We start from the raw sequence: 17,505 nt of genomic DNA, 5'->3' as shown, positions 1-17,505 counted from the left end.
CGATGGCGAAAAAAGAGGTTTATGTCGTTCCGCACTCCCACTGGGATGCAGAGTGGTATTTCACCTGTGAGGATTCCCATATTCTGCTGATCGAGAATATGGATTACCTGATCGCGCTGCTGGAGAACGACCCCACCTTCCCCAGTTATACCTTTGATGGCCTCGCCTCTGTGCTCGACGATTATCTGGCGGTCAGGCCGGAAAATGCGGCCCGGCTGGAAGCGTTAATTACCCGGCGGCGGTTGCTGGCCGGCCCCTGGTATACCCAGTGTGACACCCTGTTAATCCGCACCGAATCCCTGATCCGTAACCTGCTTTACGGCACCCGCCTTGCCGGGCGCTTTGGCCACAGCATGAATATCGGCTACCTGCCCGATGTCTTCGGCCAGCACGCCTGGCTGCCCGCCTTTTTCACCGATCTGGGCATTCAATATTGTGTGGTACAACGGGGGATCTACACCGACCAGCTACAGGGTGACCTCAATTTTTACTGGCGCGCGCCCAACCAGAAAACGATCGCCACGCACTACCTCTATTTTGGTTATGGCCCGGGGAAATTTTTAAGCGCGCAGCCTGACTACCTTGAACAGCGATTATTACCGATCCTTGACCAGCTGGCCGCGATGAGCCAACGCACCCCTAACCTGCTGCTGCCCGCAGGCGGCGATCAGGTGCTGGCGAATGCGGATTTCCCGGCCACGGTGGCGGCGCTGAACCAATGCCAGACCGCGTATCACTTCACACTGGCCGACTACGAAACCTATATGGCAGAGACCTGGGCAGACACGGACTTCCCGCATGTGATCGACGGCGAACTGGTCGCCTGCCAGAAATCGCGTATCCACCGCACCTGCCACTCCACCCGTTACGACATCAAACGGCAGAACTGGGAGACCGAGCACCTGCTGCTGGATCAGCTTGAACCGCTGGCCGCGCTGGCCTCGCTGTACGGCATCACCTGCCCGCCGCGCCTGATGAGCCGCCTGTGGAAAACGCTGTTCGCCGCCCATGCCCACAACGGCATTGAGGCCACCAACGCCGACCCGGTTAACCACGACATTAAACAGCGGCTGATCAGCGTTGAGCGTTCCGCCCTGAGCCTGATTAATCTGCTGAAAAAGAAACTCAGCCATCAGGTGACCCGCCAGCTGGGCCGGGAAAACATCCTGATGGTATTCAATAACACCCCCCACCCGCTCGACCCGCTGGTCAGCGCCGTGGTCTTTACCCGCAGCCCGCACTTCACCTTGCGGCATCACGGCGAACCGGTGGCCTGCACCCTGCTCCGGCAGGACGCGATAGACGGCGGAAAAAAGGTGATCGTCACGGCGCAGGGCGAAAAACTGGAACCGGCAGAGAACTACTACCGCAGCGAGATCCTGTTTACGCCCTTCCGCACGCCGGGGCTGGGCTATCAGGCGTATGATCTGGAAGAACAGCACCCGGAGGAGCATGGCGGGGCGGCAGGCAGCGCCCCCGCCCCGCTTGTCACCACCCAGGCGACCCGGATCGAAAACCGCCATTTTCGGGTTACCCTCCAGAACGGCACGCTGTCACTGGAGAATCTGCGCCTTAACCAGCGGATCGATAACCTGCTCACCTTTGTGGATGAAGGGGATGATGGCGACGAATTCGATTTCTCGCCGCTGGAAAGTGAGTCCCCACTTCGCTTCCATCACTTCCGGCTTATCGCCACCGAAACCGGCCCGTTAATCTCCCGCATGACGCTGGAGTCGGTGTTGCTGCTGCCGGAAGCGATCGCCCGGCGCACAGCAAACCAGCGGGATCAGCCGGTGACCCTCCGCACCCTGATCCAGTTGCGCCATGATGAGCCGATGGTACGAATACAGCATGAGCTGGTGAACAGCGTGACCGGACACCGCCTGCGGGTGCAGGTCAACACGCCGGTGGTACGGCCCGCCAGTTCCTATGCCGATCAGGGCTACGCGATCCTCCGGCGTGAGACGGCCGGGCGCTACCTGCCGGGCTGGCGGGAGGCGGGCTTTGTCGAAAAGCCGGTGCCGATCCACACCCTGGAAAACGTGGTCTATGTAAAAGACCGGCGCTGCCTTTTCGGCATCATCACCCGGGGCATCAAAGAGTATGAGGTGTTGCCGGAGGAGAACAGCATCGCCCTGACCCTGTTCCGCAGCGTGGGGCTGCTGGGAAAAGATGACACCCTGTGGCGGCCCGGACGGGCCTCCGGCATCAACAATAAGGTGGTTCACACGCCGGATGCGCTGATGCGGCAAAAAATGACGTTTGATTACGCCCTGATATTTGAGGATGCCGGCATGGATGAGGCGGCGGTCTATCATGCAGTGAACCGTTACCGCGGGCATCACCTGACCTACCAGGTGCAGCACCTGAACACCTTTGAAGAGCGGCTGGAACGTTTTGCGATCCCGTTGCCTGACCGGCCTGCCCCGGCCGCCGCGATGAAACTGGCGATCGATAACCCGCGGGTCATGATGAGCATGTGCAAACCGGGCCCGGATAACGCGTTAATCATCCGTGTATTCAACCCTACCGACGCGCCCGAGACCTTTACTGTCATCAGCGACGGCGGCCATCAGATCTCCCGCCTGAGCCTCAATGAGACGCCGCAAGAAACGCTTACCGGCGCGATCGCGCTGGCAGGCAAAGCGTACCTGACGCTGGCAATTTATCTCAGCGGCCCCCACTGAGCCGCGCGTGCCGCCCCGTTACTCCGGCAATGCCAGCAGCGCGCGCACCTCGCGCAGGGTATCCGGCGGCAGCGGCAGGTAGCCGTCACGGGTGATCACCCGCTGCCCCGCCTCTGAGAGTACATGGCTGAAGAAGGCGGCCGTCAGCGGCTCCAGCGGCTGGCCCGGCACTTTATTGACATAGATATAGAGGAAACGGGTCAGCGGATAGCGGCCATTGCGCACGTTGTCCGCCGTCGGCTGGATGAACGTCCGCCCGTCTTCGGCCAGCGACAGCGCCTTCACCCCGCTGGTGTGGAACCCGATGCTGGCGTAACCGATGCTGTCCAGTGACCCGGCCACCGCCTGCGCCACCGACGAGGAGCCGGGCAGTTCGTTGACCTGCGGCAGGAAATCGCCGCCGCACAGCGCACGAAGCTTAAAGTAGCCGTACGTCCCGGAAGCGGAGTTACGGCCATAGCGGGAAAAGGTGCGCCCGGCCCAGCTGCCGCCGAGGCCGACATCCCCCCAGCGCCGCACCGGCTCCGTCTCACCGCAGCGGTGCGTCACGGAAAAGATGGCATCGAGCTGGTCCCAGGTCAGCCCGGTTAACGGGTTATCCTGATTCACCAGTACCACCAGCGCATCCACGGCCACCGGCACCGCCAGCGGCAAATAACCATAACGCTGGCGGAAAGAGGCCAGCTCCGAGTTTTTCATCGGCCGGCTCATCGGCCCCAGTTGCGCCGCCCCGGCCGCCAGCGCGGTGGGGGCGGTGGAGGAGCCGGCGGCCTGAATCTGTAGGTTCACCCCCGGGTAGCGGCGGGAGAAGCCCTCGCCCCACAGCGTCATCAGGGTGGCGAGCGTATCAGACCCGACGCTGGAAAGGTTGCCGGAGAGCATCCGGTTGACGGGGGGCGCGGCATGGTCGCTCACCTGTGGGGCCGCCGCAGCCGGCAGGCTGGGCAACGCGGCCGGCAACAGAAACAGGAGGCAGGCCAGGGCCTGCCGGCAATGCCGTGAAATCATGGGTTGTGTGGCTCAAGAGGGCTGAAGCGGGTAATTATGTCTGTGTCGCGTCCTGAGTCAATGTATCCGGCACAATCAGCCGTTTCGGCAGGGTAAACAGGAAACGCGTGCCTTCCCCCGGTTCACTCAGCACCTCCAGCCGGGCATCGTGGTGGTTAAGCGCATGTTTGACGATCGCCAGCCCCAGCCCGCTGCCGCCGGTCTGGCGCGAGCGCGCCTTGTCGACCCGGTAGAAGCGTTCCGTCAGGCGCGGCAGGTGCTCCGCGGCGATGCCCGGCCCGTTGTCGCTGACCTGGAACTGCGCGCCGTGGGCAGTGCGCTGCCAGGAGACCTCAATACGCGTGCCGGCGGGGGTGTGGTTAACGGCGTTATAGACCAGGTTGGAGACGGCGCTGCGCAACTGGTCCTCATTGCCGAACACCTTCAGCGCGTCATTGACCCGGAACTCAATCTGGTGCTGGTTATTGCTCAGCGCCTGCGCCTCCGGCTGCAACTGCCGCAGCATCCGCGGAATATCCACCCGCTCCTGCATATCGGGCGGTGGCGCGGCCTCAATTTTCGACAGGGTCAGCAGCTGCTTCACCAGCCCGTCCATGCGGCGGGTCTGCGCCTGCATGGTATGCAGCGCCTTGCTGCGCAGCGGCTCCTCCAGCGTCTCTTCGCCCATCATCTCCAGATAGCCCTGCAACACCGTCAGCGGCGTGCGCAGCTCGTGGCTGACGTTGGCGAAGAAGTTGCGCCGTGCCCCTTCCAGCTGGCGCATCTGGGTCACGTCCCGCGCGACCATCAGCAACTGCCCCTCGGAATAGGGCATCGCCCGGAACTCCACATGGTGGCCGTTGTTCAGCACCAGCGTCAGCGGGCGGGTAAAGGTCTCGCCCTGCAAATAGCGGGTAAACTCCGGGTAACGCAGCAGGTTAAGGATGTTCTGGCCGTTGTCTTCCGGCCAGCGCAGCCCCAGCAGTTGCTGGGCCAGCCCGTTACACCAGAAGATCATCCCCTCTTCCGTGGTCAGCACCACGGCATCGGGCAACGACTCCGCGCCGCTGCGGAAGCGCTTAATCAGCAGCGCCAGCTCACGCCGCCGCCGCCGGTTGCGCAGCTGCATCTGGTAGAGGCCGTAGAAGATCGGCTCCCAGCTCCAGCGGCCGGTGGGCGGCGTCATGCTGCGGTCCAGCCAGAGCCAGTAGGAGAGCCGGAGCTGGTTGTAGTAGTTCCAGCCCAGCGCGCCCAGCACGCTCGCCAGCAGCCACCAGGGCAGGCCGCCCGCCAGCAGCCCCAGCAGCAGGCCGGGCAGGCAGAACAGCGCCAGCTCCAGCACCAGCCCCTTCCAGGATAGACGTTCCAGCACGTTATGATCTCCGCCGCGGCATCAGTAGCGCGTTGAGAATCGGTAGCCCGTCCCACGCACGGTCTGCACCATGCGATCATGCCCGCTGCTCTCCAGCGCCTTGCGCAGGCGGCGGATATGCACGTCTACCGTCCGGTCTTCCACATACACATTGGTGCCCCAGACATGGTTCAGCAGCTGCTCACGGCTGTAGACCCGCTCGGAATGGGTCATAAAGAAGTGCAGCAGCCGGAACTCCGTCGGCCCCATCTCCAGCGGGGACTCATTCGCCATCACCCGGTGCGAGGAGGGGTCAAGGCTCAGCCCCTGCATCTCAATCATCTCTTCCAGCGCCATCGGCGAGATGCGCCGCATCACCGCTTTAATGCGCGCCACCAGCTCCTTGGGGGAAAACGGCTTGGTGATGTAGTCATCCGCGCCTACCTCCAGCCCGCGCACCCGGTCTTCCTCCTCGCCGCGCGCGGTCAGCATCATCACCGGGATGTCACGCGTCATCGCTTCGCGCTTCATGTGCTTGATAAATTGCAGCCCGGTGCCGCCCGGCAACATCCAGTCAAGCAAAACCAGATCGGGGAAAGGTTCCGCCAGGCGGTTTAACGCGCTGTCAAAATCTTCCGCTTCCAGCGGCTGGTAACCATTCTGTTCCAGAACAAAACAGACCATCTCCCGGATCGGGGCTTCATCCTCAACCACCAAAATACGTCTTGCCATCGTCAATCCTGCCAATAGGTTAGCGATCACGTTTGTGTGCGGCCGCCATTATGCGTCAGTTTTATGACACATTTATGAATAACTTTGCCGCGTCCATTCAGCGCGGGAATTGGTCATACCTTACCGCTAATTGTAGCCGGGCAAGCAAGAAAATGACGGAGTTGGAAAGTGCCTCGCAAACCCCGGCCGGTTTCCCCCACGACATCGCGCCGCGACGGCGTTTATAATCCCCCTCCTCCGCCCCACGGGGCAGGCAATAAGAAGCGAGAGTGTTATGCGCCTGATTCATACATCTGACTGGCATCTTGGCCAGGTCTTTTTCACCAAGAGCCGCGCAGCGGAGCACCAGGCGTTCCTGACCTGGCTGATTGAACAGGTTGAGGCCCACCAGGTCGATGCGGTGGTGGTCGCCGGGGATATTTTTGATACCGGCGCGCCGCCGAGCTACGCCCGCCAGCTCTACAACCACTTTGTGGTGGCGCTGCAGCGCACCCGCTGCCAGCTGATTGTGCTGGGCGGCAACCACGACTCGGTGGCCACGCTGAACGAATCGCGGGAGCTGCTCGCCTGCCTGAACACCACGGTGATCGCCAATGTGAAGGCCGATCACCGCCCGCAGCTCTGCGTGCTGAACCGGCATGACGGCACCCCCGGCGCGCTGCTTTGCGCCATCCCGTTCCTGCGCCCGCGTGACCTGCTGCTGAGCCGCGCCGGGCAGTCCGGCAGTGAGAAACAGCTGGCGCTGCAGGAGGCGATCGCCGCCCACTACCACGACCTGCATCAGGCCGCGCTGGCGAAGCGCGACGAACTCGGCCTGCCGTTGCCGATTATCGCCACCGGCCACCTGACCACGGTGGGCGTCACCACCTCCGACTCCGTGCGGGACATCTACATCGGCACGCTGGACGCCTTCCCGGCCCAGGCGTTCCCGCCGGTGGACTACATCGCCCTCGGCCATATCCACCGCGCCCAGTGCGTGGCGAAAAGCAACCATATCCGTTACAGCGGCTCGCCGATCCCGCTGAGCTTTGACGAAGCCGGCAACAACAAAAGCGTCTACCTGCTGGAATTTGACGGCGCAACGCTGGCCTCGGTGGAGACGCTGCCGGTGCCGGTGCACCAGCCGATGGCGATCGTCAAAGGCTCGCTGGCTGAGATTGAACAGCAGCTGCAGGCGTTTAGCGACGCCGACCCGGCCCGCCCGGTCTGGCTCGATATTGAAGTCGCCACCCAGGACTACCTGAGCGATATCCAGCGCCGCATCCAGCAACTCACCGAGCCGCTGCCGGTGGAGGTGGTGTTGCTGCGCCGCAACAAAGCCCAGCGCCAGAGCGCCCTGGCCCGGCAGGCTAAAGAGACGCTGACCGAGCTCTCTGTTGCAGAGGTGTTTGACCGGCGCATGGCGCTGGAAACAGACGCAGACGAGGCGCAGTGCGACACCCTGCGCCGCCTGTTCCGCAACGTGGTGGAAGAGGTGCGCGAAGCCAATGAAGGGGTGCAATCCGCATGAAAATCCTGAGCCTCCGGCTGAAAAACCTCAACTCGCTGCAAGGCGAATGGAAAATCGACTTTACCCAGGAGCCGTTCGCCAGCAACGGCCTGTTTGCCATCACCGGCCCCACCGGTGCCGGGAAAACCACCCTGCTGGACGCCATCTGTCTGGCGCTCTACCACCAGACGCCGCGCCTCACGGTGACGCCCAGCCACAATGAGCTGATGACACGCCACACTGCCGAATCACTGGCGGAGGTGGAGTTTGAGGTCAAAGGGGTGGCGTACCGCGCCTTCTGGAGCCAGCGCCGTGCCAAAAATGCCCCCGACGGCAACCTGCAGGCACCGAAAGTGGAGCTGGCGCGGGTCGCGGACGGCAAAATCCTCGCGGACAAAGTGCGCGACAAGCTGGAGTCGGTGGCGCAGATCACCGGGCTGGATTTCGGCCGCTTCACCAAGTCGATGATGCTCTCCCAGGGGCAGTTCGCCGCCTTCCTGAACGCCGATGCCAATGACCGCGCCGAGCTGCTGGAGGAGCTGACCGGCACCGAGATTTATGGTCAGCTCTCGGAGCGGGTGTTTGAGCAGCACAAACAGGCGCGCATCGACCTCGACGCCCTGCACCAGCGCGCCGCCGGCATCGAACTGATGACGGAAGAGCAGCAGCAGGCGTTAACCCGGCAACTGGCTGACCTCACGGCGCAGGAGGCGCAGCAGGCCGGGCAGGCCGCCGATCTGCAAAAAGCGATCGCCTGGCTGACCCAGGACCAGGCGCACCAGCAGGCGCTGGCGCAGTGCCGCCGTCAGCAGCAGCAGGCGGAGGAGGCGTGGCAACAGGCGCAGCCCGATCTGCTGCGGCTGGCGCGCAATGAACCGGCTGAAAAGTTGCGCCCGCTCCAGCGGGAGCGCGATCAGGCCCGCGCCGACCGCCTCCAGCACCAGGCCACGCTGGCCGCCCTGCTCGCCCGCCAACAGGCGCAGCAACAGGCGCTGATGCCGCTGCTCGCCCGGCATGAGCAGGCGCGTCAACAGGCCGACGCCCTGCAACAGCAGCAGACCCAACAGGAAGCGCTGATCGCGCAGGTCGCCCCGCTGGATACGCAGCTCGCCCAACTGGCCCGCCAGCAGGGGGAATTACAGCAGGCGCATCAGGCGCAGCAACAACAGGAGGCGGAGCGCCGCCGCCAGTTACAGCTGACCCAGCAGCAGCTGGAACAGGGCAGCGGGCGGCTGGCGGCGCTGGAACATTATGGCCGTGACCATGCGCACCACGCCCAGTGGGGCGAGCACCTGCCGCTGTGGCGTACCCAGTTCCAGCAGCAGGCGGCCTACCAACAGGCACAACACGCGGCCCGGCAGGATCTGGACACCGCCCGGCAGCAGCTCGCCCGCCTGACCCAGGAGCGCGAAACGCTGGCGCAACAGCAACCGGCCGCCGATCAGGCACTGCAACAGGCCGGGGCGCAAGCCGCCGTGCATCAGCAGGCGTGGCAGGCGCACGAGCAGCAGCACCCGGAGGCGGCCTTGCGCAGCGCCCTCACTGCCCTGCGCGAGCAGCGGCCGGTGCGCAGCCAGCTCGCCGCCCTCGCCCCGCTGGCACGCCAGACCCGCCAGCAGATCGCCCACCTGCAGCAGCAACAGCAGGAGAACCAGCAGCAACTGGCGCTGGCCGGGCAGCAGCTGGCGGAGAAGCGCCGGCAGTACCAGCAGCAGAAACAGCACCTGGCCGACCTGAAAACGCTGCACCAGCGCGAAGAGCAGATCGTGAGTTTCGAAGCGCACCGCGCGGCGCTGCAACCCGGCGATGCCTGCCCGCTGTGCGGGGCCACCGAGCACCCGGCCATCGCCGGTTATCAGCGCATTGTGCTGTCTGAAACGGCACAACGGCTGGCCGCGCTGGAACAGCAGGTGGATGCGATAAAAACCGCCGGTATTGAGCTGGGCGCGCGGGTGAAATCCCTGCAGGAGCGCGAGGCGCAGTTACAGCAGGAGCAGCTTCGCGCCGGTGAGGCGCAGGCGGAACAGCAGCAGCGCTGGCAACAGTTAAGCGCGCCGCTGGCGCTCACCTTTGATCTCACGGATGACGCCGCCCTGAACGCCTGGCTGGCCGATCAGGAGCAGCAGGAAACGCAGCACCAGCAGCAGTGGCAGCAGCGTGAAACCCTGCAACAGGCGCACCGCACCGCGCAGGAGGCGTTGAACAGCGCCCGGCAGGCGCACCAGCAGCTGCTTCACCAATTGGCGCTGCTGGATGAGCGCCGCCAGGAGCAGCAGAAACAGTGGGCGCAGCACGAGGCACGCCTGGCGCAGGAGGCACAGGCCCACGCCGACGAGGCGCAGCGCATCGCCGCCGCCCTGGGCGAACTGGGGCTGACGCCGCCGGCAGCCGGGGAGCACGACAGCTGGCTGGCGGCACGGCAGCAGGAGTGGCAGCAGTGGCAGCAGCACCAGCAGGAACAACAGGCGCTCACGCTGGCGCTGAAGCAGGCCGAGGCGCGGCGCGAAGGGGAGCAGCAGCGCCTGGGTGACGCCACCGCGCGCCTGGCGGAACTGGAGGCACAGTGCCGCGCGCTGGCTGAGCAACAGGCGCAGGCGCAACAGCAGCGCCGTGACCTGTTTGGTGACCGTGACGTGGCGGCAGCGCGCGACACCTTACAGCGCGAGGTACAGGCCGCCGCGCAGGCCGTGCAACTGGCTGAAACGGCGTGCCGGGAGGCGCAGCACGCCCTGAGCCGCCTGGGCGGGGAGATCGCCGGGCTGGAACAGCAACAGCAGCAGCTGGCCGGGCGTGAACAGCAGAGCGAACAGCAGTTTACCGCCGCGCTGGCGGCCAGTGCGTTTACGGATGAAACCGCACTGAATGAGGCGCTGCTGGAGGAGGCGCAGCGGGACGCGTTGCAGCAGCAGAAAGCGTCGCTGCTTCAGCAGCAGCAGCAGGCACACACGCTGCTGACACAGGCGCAGGCCACCTGGGAGCGCCACCAGCAGCAGCGCCCGGCGGGCCTGAGCGCCCAGGCGGACGGCGATATGCTTGAGGCGTCACTCAGCGCCCTGCAACAGGCGCTGCGGCTCTGCGCCCAGCGGCAGGGAGAGCTGCGCCAGCAACTGGAGAGCGACCGCCAGCGCCGCGCCAACCAGCAGCAGCTGTTTGCCCAGATCGCCGACAGCCAGCAGCAGTTCCGGGACTGGAGCGCGCTCAACGCGCTGATCGGTTCCAGTGACGGGGCCAAGTTCCGCCGTTTTGCCCAGAGCCTGACGCTGGATCATCTGGTCTATCTCGCCAACCAGCAGCTGGAGCGGCTGCACGGCCGCTACCTGTTGCAGCGCAAACAGAGCGATGCGCTGGAGCTTCAGGTGGTGGACACCTGGCAGGCGGATGCCCTGCGCGACACCCGCACCCTGTCCGGCGGCGAGAGTTTCCTGGTCAGCCTGGCGCTGGCGCTGGCGCTTTCCGATCTGGTCAGCCACAAAACCAGCATCGACTCGCTGTTCCTGGATGAGGGGTTCGGCACGCTGGATGCCGACACGCTGGATACGGCGCTGGACGCGCTGGACAACCTCAACGCCTCCGGCAAAACCATCGGCGTGATCAGCCACGTGGATGCGATGAAAGAGCGCATCCCGGTGCAGATCCGGGTGAAAAAGGTCAACGGGCTGGGCGTCAGCCGCCTGGGCAAAGAGTTTGCGGTGCCCTGAACGGGTGACAAGGGGTGAGCGGCTGCCACAGCGAAGTAAGCGGGGCCGGGGCCTGCCGCACGGCGGTTTTAAGCCTGCCGTGCGGCAGGTGAGCGGCGGCCGGAAGGCGGCCGCTCACGCCCGGGTTGTGGTGTTCAGCACGCAGGCTCAGGCTGCTGCGTTCAACGTGTACGCTCAGGCCGTTGCGTTCAGCGCCCAGGTTCAGGCTGTGGCGTTCTGCGCGTCACCTTAGCTGCGCTGCCCCTGCGGCCAGAGCCAGGCGGCACCGCGCACGCCGCTGGCATCGCCATGTTTTGCCTTCAGCACCGGGGTTTCGCATTCACCGCCGAACACCCACTGCTTCAGCAGCAACGGCACGGTCTGGTAGAGGCGATCGACGTTGCTCATGCCGCCGCCCAGCACAATCACATCCGGGTCGAGCAGGTTGACCACGTGCGCCAGGGATTTTGCCAGCCGCAGCTCATAACGGCTGAGCGCCAGCTCCGCCACCGGGTCGCCCTCGCCGGCCAGCGCGATGATCTGCGCGCCTTTCAGCGCCTGGCCGCTCAGCCGCTGGTAGTCCTGCGCGAAGCCGGTGCCGGAGATAAAGGTCTCAATGCAGCCCGGTTTGCCGCAGTAACAGGCCACTTCACGCGCATAACGCAGCTCATCATCATCCTGCCACGGCAGCGGGTTATGCCCCCACTCACCGCCGATGCCGTTGCCGCCGGCGTGCACTTCGCTGTTGATGGCAATGCCCGCGCCGCAGCCGGTGCCGATAATCACCGCAAACACCGTATGCTTGCCCGCCCCGGCACCGTCAGTGGCTTCCGACACCGCCAGGCAGTTGGCATCATTGGCGACCCGCACCTGCCGTTGCAGTATCCGTGACAGATCGCTGTCAAACGGCTGGCCGTTGAGCCACACCGAGTTGGCATTTTTCACCAGCCCGGTATAGGGCGACAGGGTGCCGGGAATGCCGATCCCCACGCTGCCCCGTTCGCCGGTGGCTTTTTCCGCCTCCGTCACCAGCCCGACAATCGCTTCCAGCGTTTTGTCGTAGTCATGGCGCGGCGTGTCGATCCGTTTACGGAAATATTCACGCCCATCATCGGCCAGTGCCACGGCCTCTATTTTGGTACCGCCCAAATCAATCCCAATTCGCACGATCTTCTCTCCGGCGCTGTCTGTCGTCATGATAGTGAGGAACTATAGTCGCTGCCGCGGTAGCACACCGGCAACCCCGACCAGTCTGATTCTTCTGCCCGCCCCGCCCGGCGGCGCGGGTGTTAACCGGTATACCTTGTAAGAAAAAACGCCCCGCCGGGGAGAGTTTGCTCACAGTTCCGGTGCCCGGCGGTTAACGGCACAGACGCATCGGTTACACTGGTTTTAACCTTTCTTTAACACCCCTGCGCGGTTTGCGGTGCCTGCTCAACCGGCCCCGTAACGTTGTCTGCGTCGGCACCCCGCAAGGAGCCTTACCATGAAACCCGCCATTCTGGTCGTGGATGATGACCCGGCCATCTGCGACCTGCTGCATGATGTGCTGAGTGAACATGTGTTTACCGTGCGCCGTTGCCACCGGGGCGAGGAGGCGCTGCTCCAGGTGGCGCAACAGGAGGACATCGCGCTGGTGCTGCTGGATCTGATCCTGCCTGACATCAACGGCCTGCTGGTGTTGCAACAGCTGCGCCGCCTGCGGCCCGACCTGCCGGTGATGATGCTGACCGGCCTCGGCGCGGAGTCCGATATTGTGGTGGGGCTGGAGATGGGCGCGGATGACTACATCGCCAAGCCGTTCAATACCCGGGTGGTGGTGGCGCGCGCCAAGGCGGTGTTGCGCCGCAGCGGCGCGCTGACCGTGGCAGCCCCCGCCGCGCCCGCCTGCGGCTGGGGGTTCAACGGCTGGCGGCTCGACGAGCAGCGCTGCACCCTGCACAACCCGCAGCGCGAGGAAGTATTCCTGACGCAGGGCGAATATGCGCTGCTGCTGGCGATGGTAAAACATGCCCGCCAGGTGCTGACGCGCGATCAGCTGCTGGAGCTGACCCACAGCGAAACGCTGGATGTGTTCGATCGCACCGTCGATGTGTTGATCATGCGTCTGCGCCGCAAGATCGAGGTGAATCCTCACCAGCCGATGCTGATCCGCACGATCCGCGGGCTGGGCTATGTGTTCGCCGCCGATGTGCAGCGCCCGGCGACGGCGGTGGCACCGCGCCATATCGCCTGACGCTCAGGCCGCACCGGCACTGCGCCGGTACTCGGTGCAGAGCAGCCAGCGCGGCGGCTCATCCTCCTCCAGCGGGGTGAAACGGGCCAGCGGCGTCAGGAAGCAGTTATCGTGCTGGTCGTCGTTGGTCATCGACACCTCGCCCACCAGCACATCACCGTAACCCTCTTCGCCCCAGAAGCTGTGGTACATGCCGGGCGGCAGCGTCACGCTCTCACCGGGTGCCAGCCGGATACGGCTGCCGGGCGGCAGCGTCTGGCGGTAGCCGTCGGTGACCACCTCCACCGGCGTATTGGCCAGCCCCGGCGGCGACTCAAGCGTCGCGCCCGTGGGGTCTTCCGCGTTATACAGCTCGATAATCAGGTTGCCGCCGCTGCGGTTGATGATGTCCTCGCGCTTGCGCCAGTGGAAATGCATCGGCGTCACCTGCCCTTCGCGGCAGTGCATCACCTTTTCCGCGTAATTTTTGGCGTAGGGCTGCCCCGACGGGGAGCCGTTGCGCAGGGTGAACAGCGTCAGGCCGCGCTGGTAGAAATCGGTGGAGCCGAAACAGGTCACATCCCAGCCGAGGGCCAGGTCAAACACCTCCTGCCACGCCTCCTGCGGCTGTTGCGCCCAGGCCTCGGGGCTGAAGTGAGCAAATGGCGGCAGGTGCAGATCCTGCCGGGCGAAAAACTGCCGGGTCTCCTGAAGGATCTGGTTGACCTGCGAGCGGGCCATGCGGTGTGCGGCGTTTGGATCAGGCATCATCATTCCCTCCTGCGGGTAAACAGGGCCGGTACCTGCGTACCGGCCTTTGCTTAGCGCACTGTCCAGCCTTTGTAGTTGCTGACGCTGTTACGGTCGATCAGGGTCACCGGGATCAGCACCGGCGCGGTGGGCGCGGGTTTGCCCTGGAGAATGTCATAGCCGATCTCCACCGCTTTCGACGCCATGACCTGCGGGTCTTGCGCCGGGGTCGCGACAAACAGGGAATTTTTGCGTTTCAGCGCCTCTTCGCCGTCCGGCGATCCATCCACGCCCACGATGAAGAATTCGCTGCGTTGCGCCTGTTTCGCCGCCAGATCGGCCCCGATCGCCGTGGGATCGTTGATGGCGAACACGCCGTCAATGTGCGGGTTGGCGGACAGCAGCGAGGTCATGACCTCCAGCCCGCCTTCGCGGCTGCCTTTGGCGTTCTGGTTATAGGAGAGCAGCTTGATTTCAGGGTGCTGTTTCAGCTCGGTCATGCAGCCCTCCACGCGGTTCTGCACTGCTGAAACCGGCGGCCCGTTGATGATCACCACATTGCCCTTCTCTTTCAGGCGGTCTGCGATGTATTTACAGGCGATCTGCCCCGCCTGGGTGTTGTCGGAGGTGATGGTGGCATCCGCCCCTTCGGCGGCGACGTCCACTGCCACCACCACGATCCCGGCCTCTTTGGCGCGTTTCACCGCCGGGCCGATGCCTTTGGAGTCGGCGGCGTTCAGGATGATCATGTCTACTTTCGCGGCGATAAAGTTATCAATCTGGCCGACCTGCTGGCCGAGATCGTACCCGCTTGAGACCAGCGTGACGTTAACACCGTCCCCCGCCAGCTCGCGCGCCTTTTTCTCCGCGCCTTTGGTGATCTGCACAAAGAACGGGTTGGCGAGATCGCCGACCGTCACCCCAATCGATTTCAGTTCTTTTGCCTGCGCCAGCGGCGCAGAGAGCAGCACGCCTGCGGTCAGCAGCGCGCCCATCACAGCGTTGAAGCGGTTTTTCATCGGGTTTTCCTTGTTGTTCTCGGATCAATGTTATCGGGTACAGGGTAAACGTCAGGCCGTCTGGTGGTGGCGCGTGCGGTATTTGTCGATCAGCACCGCGATAATGATCACCGCGCCCTTGATCACCAGTTGCCAGAAGTAGGAGACGCCCATCAGCGTCATGCCGTTGTTGAGCGTGGCGATGATCAGCGCCCCCACCAGCGTGCCGGTGATGGTGCCGATGCCGCCGACAAAGCTGGTGCCGCCGAGGATCACCGCGGCAATCGCATCCAGTTCATAGCCGACGCCGAGGTTGCCGTTGGCGCTGTAGAGGCGCGAGGCGCTCATCAGCCCGCCCAGCCCGGAGAGCAGCCCGCTCATCGCATAGACGAACAGCAGCACCACGCCGACTTTGATGCCGGTGAGCCGCGCCGCCTGCATATTGCCGCCCACCGCGTAGATGTGTACGCCGAGGGTGGTGCGCCGCAGGATGAACCAGCAGACGGCGATCACCGCAAAGGCGATGATGATCAGCCACGGCACCGGCCCGAGGTAGCCGTTGCCGATCCATTCGAAACTGATGTCGGAGTTGATCACCGTGGTGCCGTCGGCGAACAGGTAGGCTGCGCCGCGCAGCGCGGTGTAGGTGCCGAGGGTGACGATAAACGGCGGCAGCCCGGCCCAGGCCACCAGCGCGCCGTTGAACAGCCCCATCAGCAGCCCGGCCAGCAGCGCCAGCGGCACCGCAAAGGCAGCCAGCGCCGGGTTCAGCGAGGTGACCATCGCCACCACCGCCGTGGCCCCGAGCATCGACCCGACCGAGAGGTCGATGCCGCCGGTGAGGATGATAAAGGTCATGCCCGCCGCCAGCACGATGTTGATCGACGCCTGCCGGGTAATGTTCAGCAGGTTGGCATCCGTGAAGAAGTTCGGGGCGATAAAGCCAAATACCGCCACAATCAGAATCAATATCGGCAAAATGCCGACGGTTTGCATCAGGTCACCCAGCAGCGCCCGTTTCAGCGCCGGGGTTTTGCCGGTGGCGGTCTCTGTTTTGCTCATGGTTCTGCGTCCTTAGGAGGAAGTTTCCTGGGGAAGGGCAACGCCGGTGGCCAGCGTCATAATGTTCTCCTGCGAGATGTCGCTGCCCGCCAGCTCGCCGGCCAGCGCGCCTTCGCGCATCACGTAGACCCGGTCGCTCATGCCGACGATTTCCGGCAGTTCGCTGGAGATCATCAGAATCGCCACGCCCTGTTGGGCCATCTGGTTCATCATGCGGTAGATCTCGCTCTTGGCACCGACATCCACGCCGCGCGTCGGCTCGTCGAGCAGCAGGATGCGCGGGCCGATCGCCACCCAGCGCGAAATCAGCAATTTCTGCTGGTTGCCGCCCGACAGCCCCCCGGCGCGCACCTGCGCATGGGGCACGCGGATATTCAGGGTTTTGATCGCCTCCCCGGCGATTTCGCGCCCTTTGCCGCGGTTAATCATGCCGTAGTGGGCGTCACGCCCCAGGGTCGCCATCACGATGTTTTCATGGGCCGCCAGCTCCAGGAACAGCCCCTGCTCTTTGCGGTTTTCCGTCAGAAAGCCGATGCCGAGGGCGATCGCCTCGCGCGGGGAGCGGATAGTCACCGGCTTGCCGTCAATCAGGATCTGCCCGCCGGTGGCCGGGTGAACGCCGAAAATCAGCGAGGCCAGCTCAGAGCGCCCCGCCCCCACCAGCCCGGCCAGCCCGACGATCTCCCCGGCGCGCACGTTCAGCGTACAAGGGTGGACTTTTTCGCCGTCGGTGAGCGCCTCCACCGCCAGCCGCACCGCGCCCACCTTGCTCTCCAGCGCCTCTTTGTTGAACAGGTCGCTGAGCGGGCGGCCCACCATCATCCGCACCAGTTCGGTGGCGTTGAGGTTGTCGCGCGTCAGGCTGCCGACGTACTGGCCGTCACGCAGCACGCTGACCCGGTCAGAGAGCGCATAAATTTCGGCCATGCGGTGGCTGATGTAGATGATCGCCATCCCCTCGCCGCGCAGCCGTTTAATCAGGCCAAACAGGTGGTCGGTCTCACGGCTGGAGAGCGCGGCGGTGGGTTCGTCCATTACCAGGATGCGGCTGTTGCGGTGCAGCGCGCGGGCGATCTCCACCTGCTGCTGCTCGGCGATGCTGAGCGTCATTACCCGGTCGGTGGCGCGGAAGCGTGCGCCGAGCCGGTCAATAACCCGCTGCGCCTCTTCGGCCATCTGCCCGCGCCGCACCAGCCCGCCGCGGTGCAGCTCGCTGCCGAGGAAGATGTTCTCCGCCACCGTCAGGTTAGGTGCCAGGTTAATCTCCTGATAGATAAGGGTAATGCCCGCCGCCAGCGCATCTTTCGGCCCGCGGATCGGGTGCGGCCTGCCGTCGATCAGGATCTCGCCGCTGCTGGCGGTGTAGGCCCCGGCGAGGATTTTCATCAGGGTACTTTTGCCCGCGCCGTTTTCGCCCATCAGCGCATGGACTTCACCGGGGTAGACCGTCAGGCTGACATCCTTCAGCGCATAGAACTGCCCGAAGCGCCGCGAGATATGTTGCATTTCCAGAATCGGGGTAACGGCCATCGGCCTCTCCTGTCAGGTCGGGATAGG

General features: G+C 64.5%; 12 protein-coding genes. 4 read left to right on the top strand and 8 right to left on the bottom strand.

Going from position 1 to position 17,505, the window contains the following annotated elements:
• The first annotated feature begins 2 nt into the window (after nucleotides 1-2).
• Entirely contained in the window at nucleotides 3-2,687 is a 2,685-nt protein-coding gene (locus CYR32_RS03250) for a glycoside hydrolase family 38 N-terminal domain-containing protein (RefSeq protein ID WP_101822539.1), read from the top strand.
• 18 nt (nucleotides 2,688-2,705) lie between these two features.
• Here CYR32_RS03250 and CYR32_RS03245 read toward each other — a convergent pair whose 3' ends face one another.
• Genes CYR32_RS03245 through phoB form a run of 3 tightly spaced genes read right to left on the bottom strand, consistent with a single transcriptional unit; the run spans nucleotide 2,706 to nucleotide 5,757 of the window.
• Nucleotides 2,706-3,695 carry a PstS family phosphate ABC transporter substrate-binding protein gene (locus CYR32_RS03245; protein WP_101822537.1) on the bottom strand — a complete coding sequence of 330 codons (990 nt, stop codon included), beginning with the start codon at nucleotides 3,693-3,695 and terminating at the stop codon, nucleotides 2,706-2,708.
• Between the two features lie 34 nt (nucleotides 3,696-3,729).
• Nucleotides 3,730-5,046 carry a phosphate regulon sensor histidine kinase PhoR gene (gene phoR / locus CYR32_RS03240; RefSeq protein ID WP_101822535.1) on the bottom strand — a complete coding sequence of 439 codons (1,317 nt, stop codon included), beginning with the start codon at nucleotides 5,044-5,046 and terminating at the stop codon, nucleotides 3,730-3,732.
• Between the two features lie 21 nt (nucleotides 5,047-5,067).
• Nucleotides 5,068-5,757, bottom strand: coding sequence for a phosphate response regulator transcription factor PhoB (phoB, locus tag CYR32_RS03235; protein WP_101822533.1), 690 nt, complete (start codon nucleotides 5,755-5,757; stop codon nucleotides 5,068-5,070).
• Nucleotides 5,758-6,031: 274 nt separating this feature from the next.
• Here phoB and sbcD point away from each other — a divergent pair, with 274 nt between their 5' ends.
• On the top strand, nucleotides 6,032-7,267 hold the full coding sequence (gene sbcD, locus CYR32_RS03230) for an exonuclease subunit SbcD (RefSeq protein ID WP_101822531.1): 1,236 nt from the start codon (nucleotides 6,032-6,034) through the stop codon (nucleotides 7,265-7,267).
• Nucleotides 7,264-10,944 carry an SbcC/MukB-like Walker B domain-containing protein gene (locus CYR32_RS03225; protein ID WP_101822529.1) on the top strand — a complete coding sequence of 1,227 codons (3,681 nt, stop codon included), beginning with the start codon at nucleotides 7,264-7,266 and terminating at the stop codon, nucleotides 10,942-10,944. The genes sbcD and CYR32_RS03225 overlap by 4 nt, the downstream gene beginning before the upstream one ends.
• 228 nt (nucleotides 10,945-11,172) lie before the next feature.
• Here the strand turns inward: CYR32_RS03225 and mak are convergent, their stop codons facing one another.
• The gene (gene mak, locus CYR32_RS03215) at nucleotides 11,173-12,090 is read right to left on the bottom strand and encodes a fructokinase (RefSeq protein ID WP_101822525.1); all 918 of its coding nucleotides are present in this window, start codon (nucleotides 12,088-12,090) and stop codon (nucleotides 11,173-11,175) included.
• A gap of 319 nt (nucleotides 12,091-12,409) precedes the next feature.
• Here mak and CYR32_RS03210 point away from each other — a divergent pair, with 319 nt between their 5' ends.
• Nucleotides 12,410-13,159 carry a response regulator gene (locus tag CYR32_RS03210; protein WP_101822523.1) on the top strand — a complete coding sequence of 250 codons (750 nt, stop codon included), beginning with the start codon at nucleotides 12,410-12,412 and terminating at the stop codon, nucleotides 13,157-13,159.
• 3 nt (nucleotides 13,160-13,162) lie between these two features.
• Here CYR32_RS03210 and CYR32_RS03205 read toward each other — a convergent pair whose 3' ends face one another.
• The 4 genes from CYR32_RS03205 to CYR32_RS03190 form a co-directional block, all read right to left on the bottom strand.
• On the bottom strand, nucleotides 13,163-13,879 hold the full coding sequence (locus tag CYR32_RS03205) for a D-lyxose/D-mannose isomerase (protein WP_101822971.1): 717 nt from the start codon (nucleotides 13,877-13,879) through the stop codon (nucleotides 13,163-13,165).
• A gap of 80 nt (nucleotides 13,880-13,959) precedes the next feature.
• Nucleotides 13,960-14,883 (bottom strand): ABC transporter substrate-binding protein, encoded by a 924-nt coding sequence (locus CYR32_RS03200; RefSeq protein WP_101822969.1) that lies wholly within the window; start codon nucleotides 14,881-14,883, stop codon nucleotides 13,960-13,962.
• Between the two features lie 75 nt (nucleotides 14,884-14,958).
• On the bottom strand, nucleotides 14,959-15,948 hold the full coding sequence (locus CYR32_RS03195; RefSeq protein WP_101822521.1) for an ABC transporter permease subunit: 990 nt from the start codon (nucleotides 15,946-15,948) through the stop codon (nucleotides 14,959-14,961).
• Nucleotides 15,949-15,960: 12 nt separating this feature from the next.
• Nucleotides 15,961-17,478, bottom strand: coding sequence for a sugar ABC transporter ATP-binding protein (locus tag CYR32_RS03190; RefSeq protein WP_101822519.1), 1,518 nt, complete (start codon nucleotides 17,476-17,478; stop codon nucleotides 15,961-15,963).
• Nucleotides 17,479-17,505: the final 27 nt, after the last annotated feature.

The sequence above is a fragment of the Chimaeribacter coloradensis genome (assembly GCF_002858715.1).
Taxonomy (GTDB): Bacteria; Pseudomonadota; Gammaproteobacteria; order Enterobacterales; family Enterobacteriaceae; genus Chimaeribacter; species Chimaeribacter coloradensis.
The sequence above is the reverse complement of the archived record's forward strand: the minus strand, read 5'-3'. Positions and strand labels throughout refer to the sequence as shown.

Bases quoted from the DNA above. Each gene is read 5' to 3' on its own strand.
- CYR32_RS03200 (WP_101822969.1), bottom strand. From the start codon at position 14,883: ATGGGCGCGCTGCTGACCGCAGGCGTGCTGCTCTCTGCGCCGCTGGCG.
- phoB (WP_101822533.1), bottom strand. From the start codon at position 5,757: ATGGCAAGACGTATTTTGGTGGTTGAGGATGAAGCCCCGATCCGGGAG.
- CYR32_RS03210 (WP_101822523.1), top strand. From the start codon at position 12,410: ATGAAACCCGCCATTCTGGTCGTGGATGATGACCCGGCCATCTGCGAC.
- CYR32_RS03250 (WP_101822539.1), top strand. From the start codon at position 3: ATGGCGAAAAAAGAGGTTTATGTCGTTCCGCACTCCCACTGGGATGCA.
- CYR32_RS03190 (WP_101822519.1), bottom strand. From the start codon at position 17,478: ATGGCCGTTACCCCGATTCTGGAAATGCAACATATCTCGCGGCGCTTC.
- CYR32_RS03245 (WP_101822537.1), bottom strand. From the start codon at position 3,695: ATGATTTCACGGCATTGCCGGCAGGCCCTGGCCTGCCTCCTGTTTCTG.
- CYR32_RS03225 (WP_101822529.1), top strand. From the start codon at position 7,264: ATGAAAATCCTGAGCCTCCGGCTGAAAAACCTCAACTCGCTGCAAGGC.
- CYR32_RS03195 (WP_101822521.1), bottom strand. From the start codon at position 15,948: ATGAGCAAAACAGAGACCGCCACCGGCAAAACCCCGGCGCTGAAACGG.
- CYR32_RS03205 (WP_101822971.1), bottom strand. From the start codon at position 13,879: ATGGCCCGCTCGCAGGTCAACCAGATCCTTCAGGAGACCCGGCAGTTT.
- sbcD (WP_101822531.1), top strand. From the start codon at position 6,032: ATGCGCCTGATTCATACATCTGACTGGCATCTTGGCCAGGTCTTTTTC.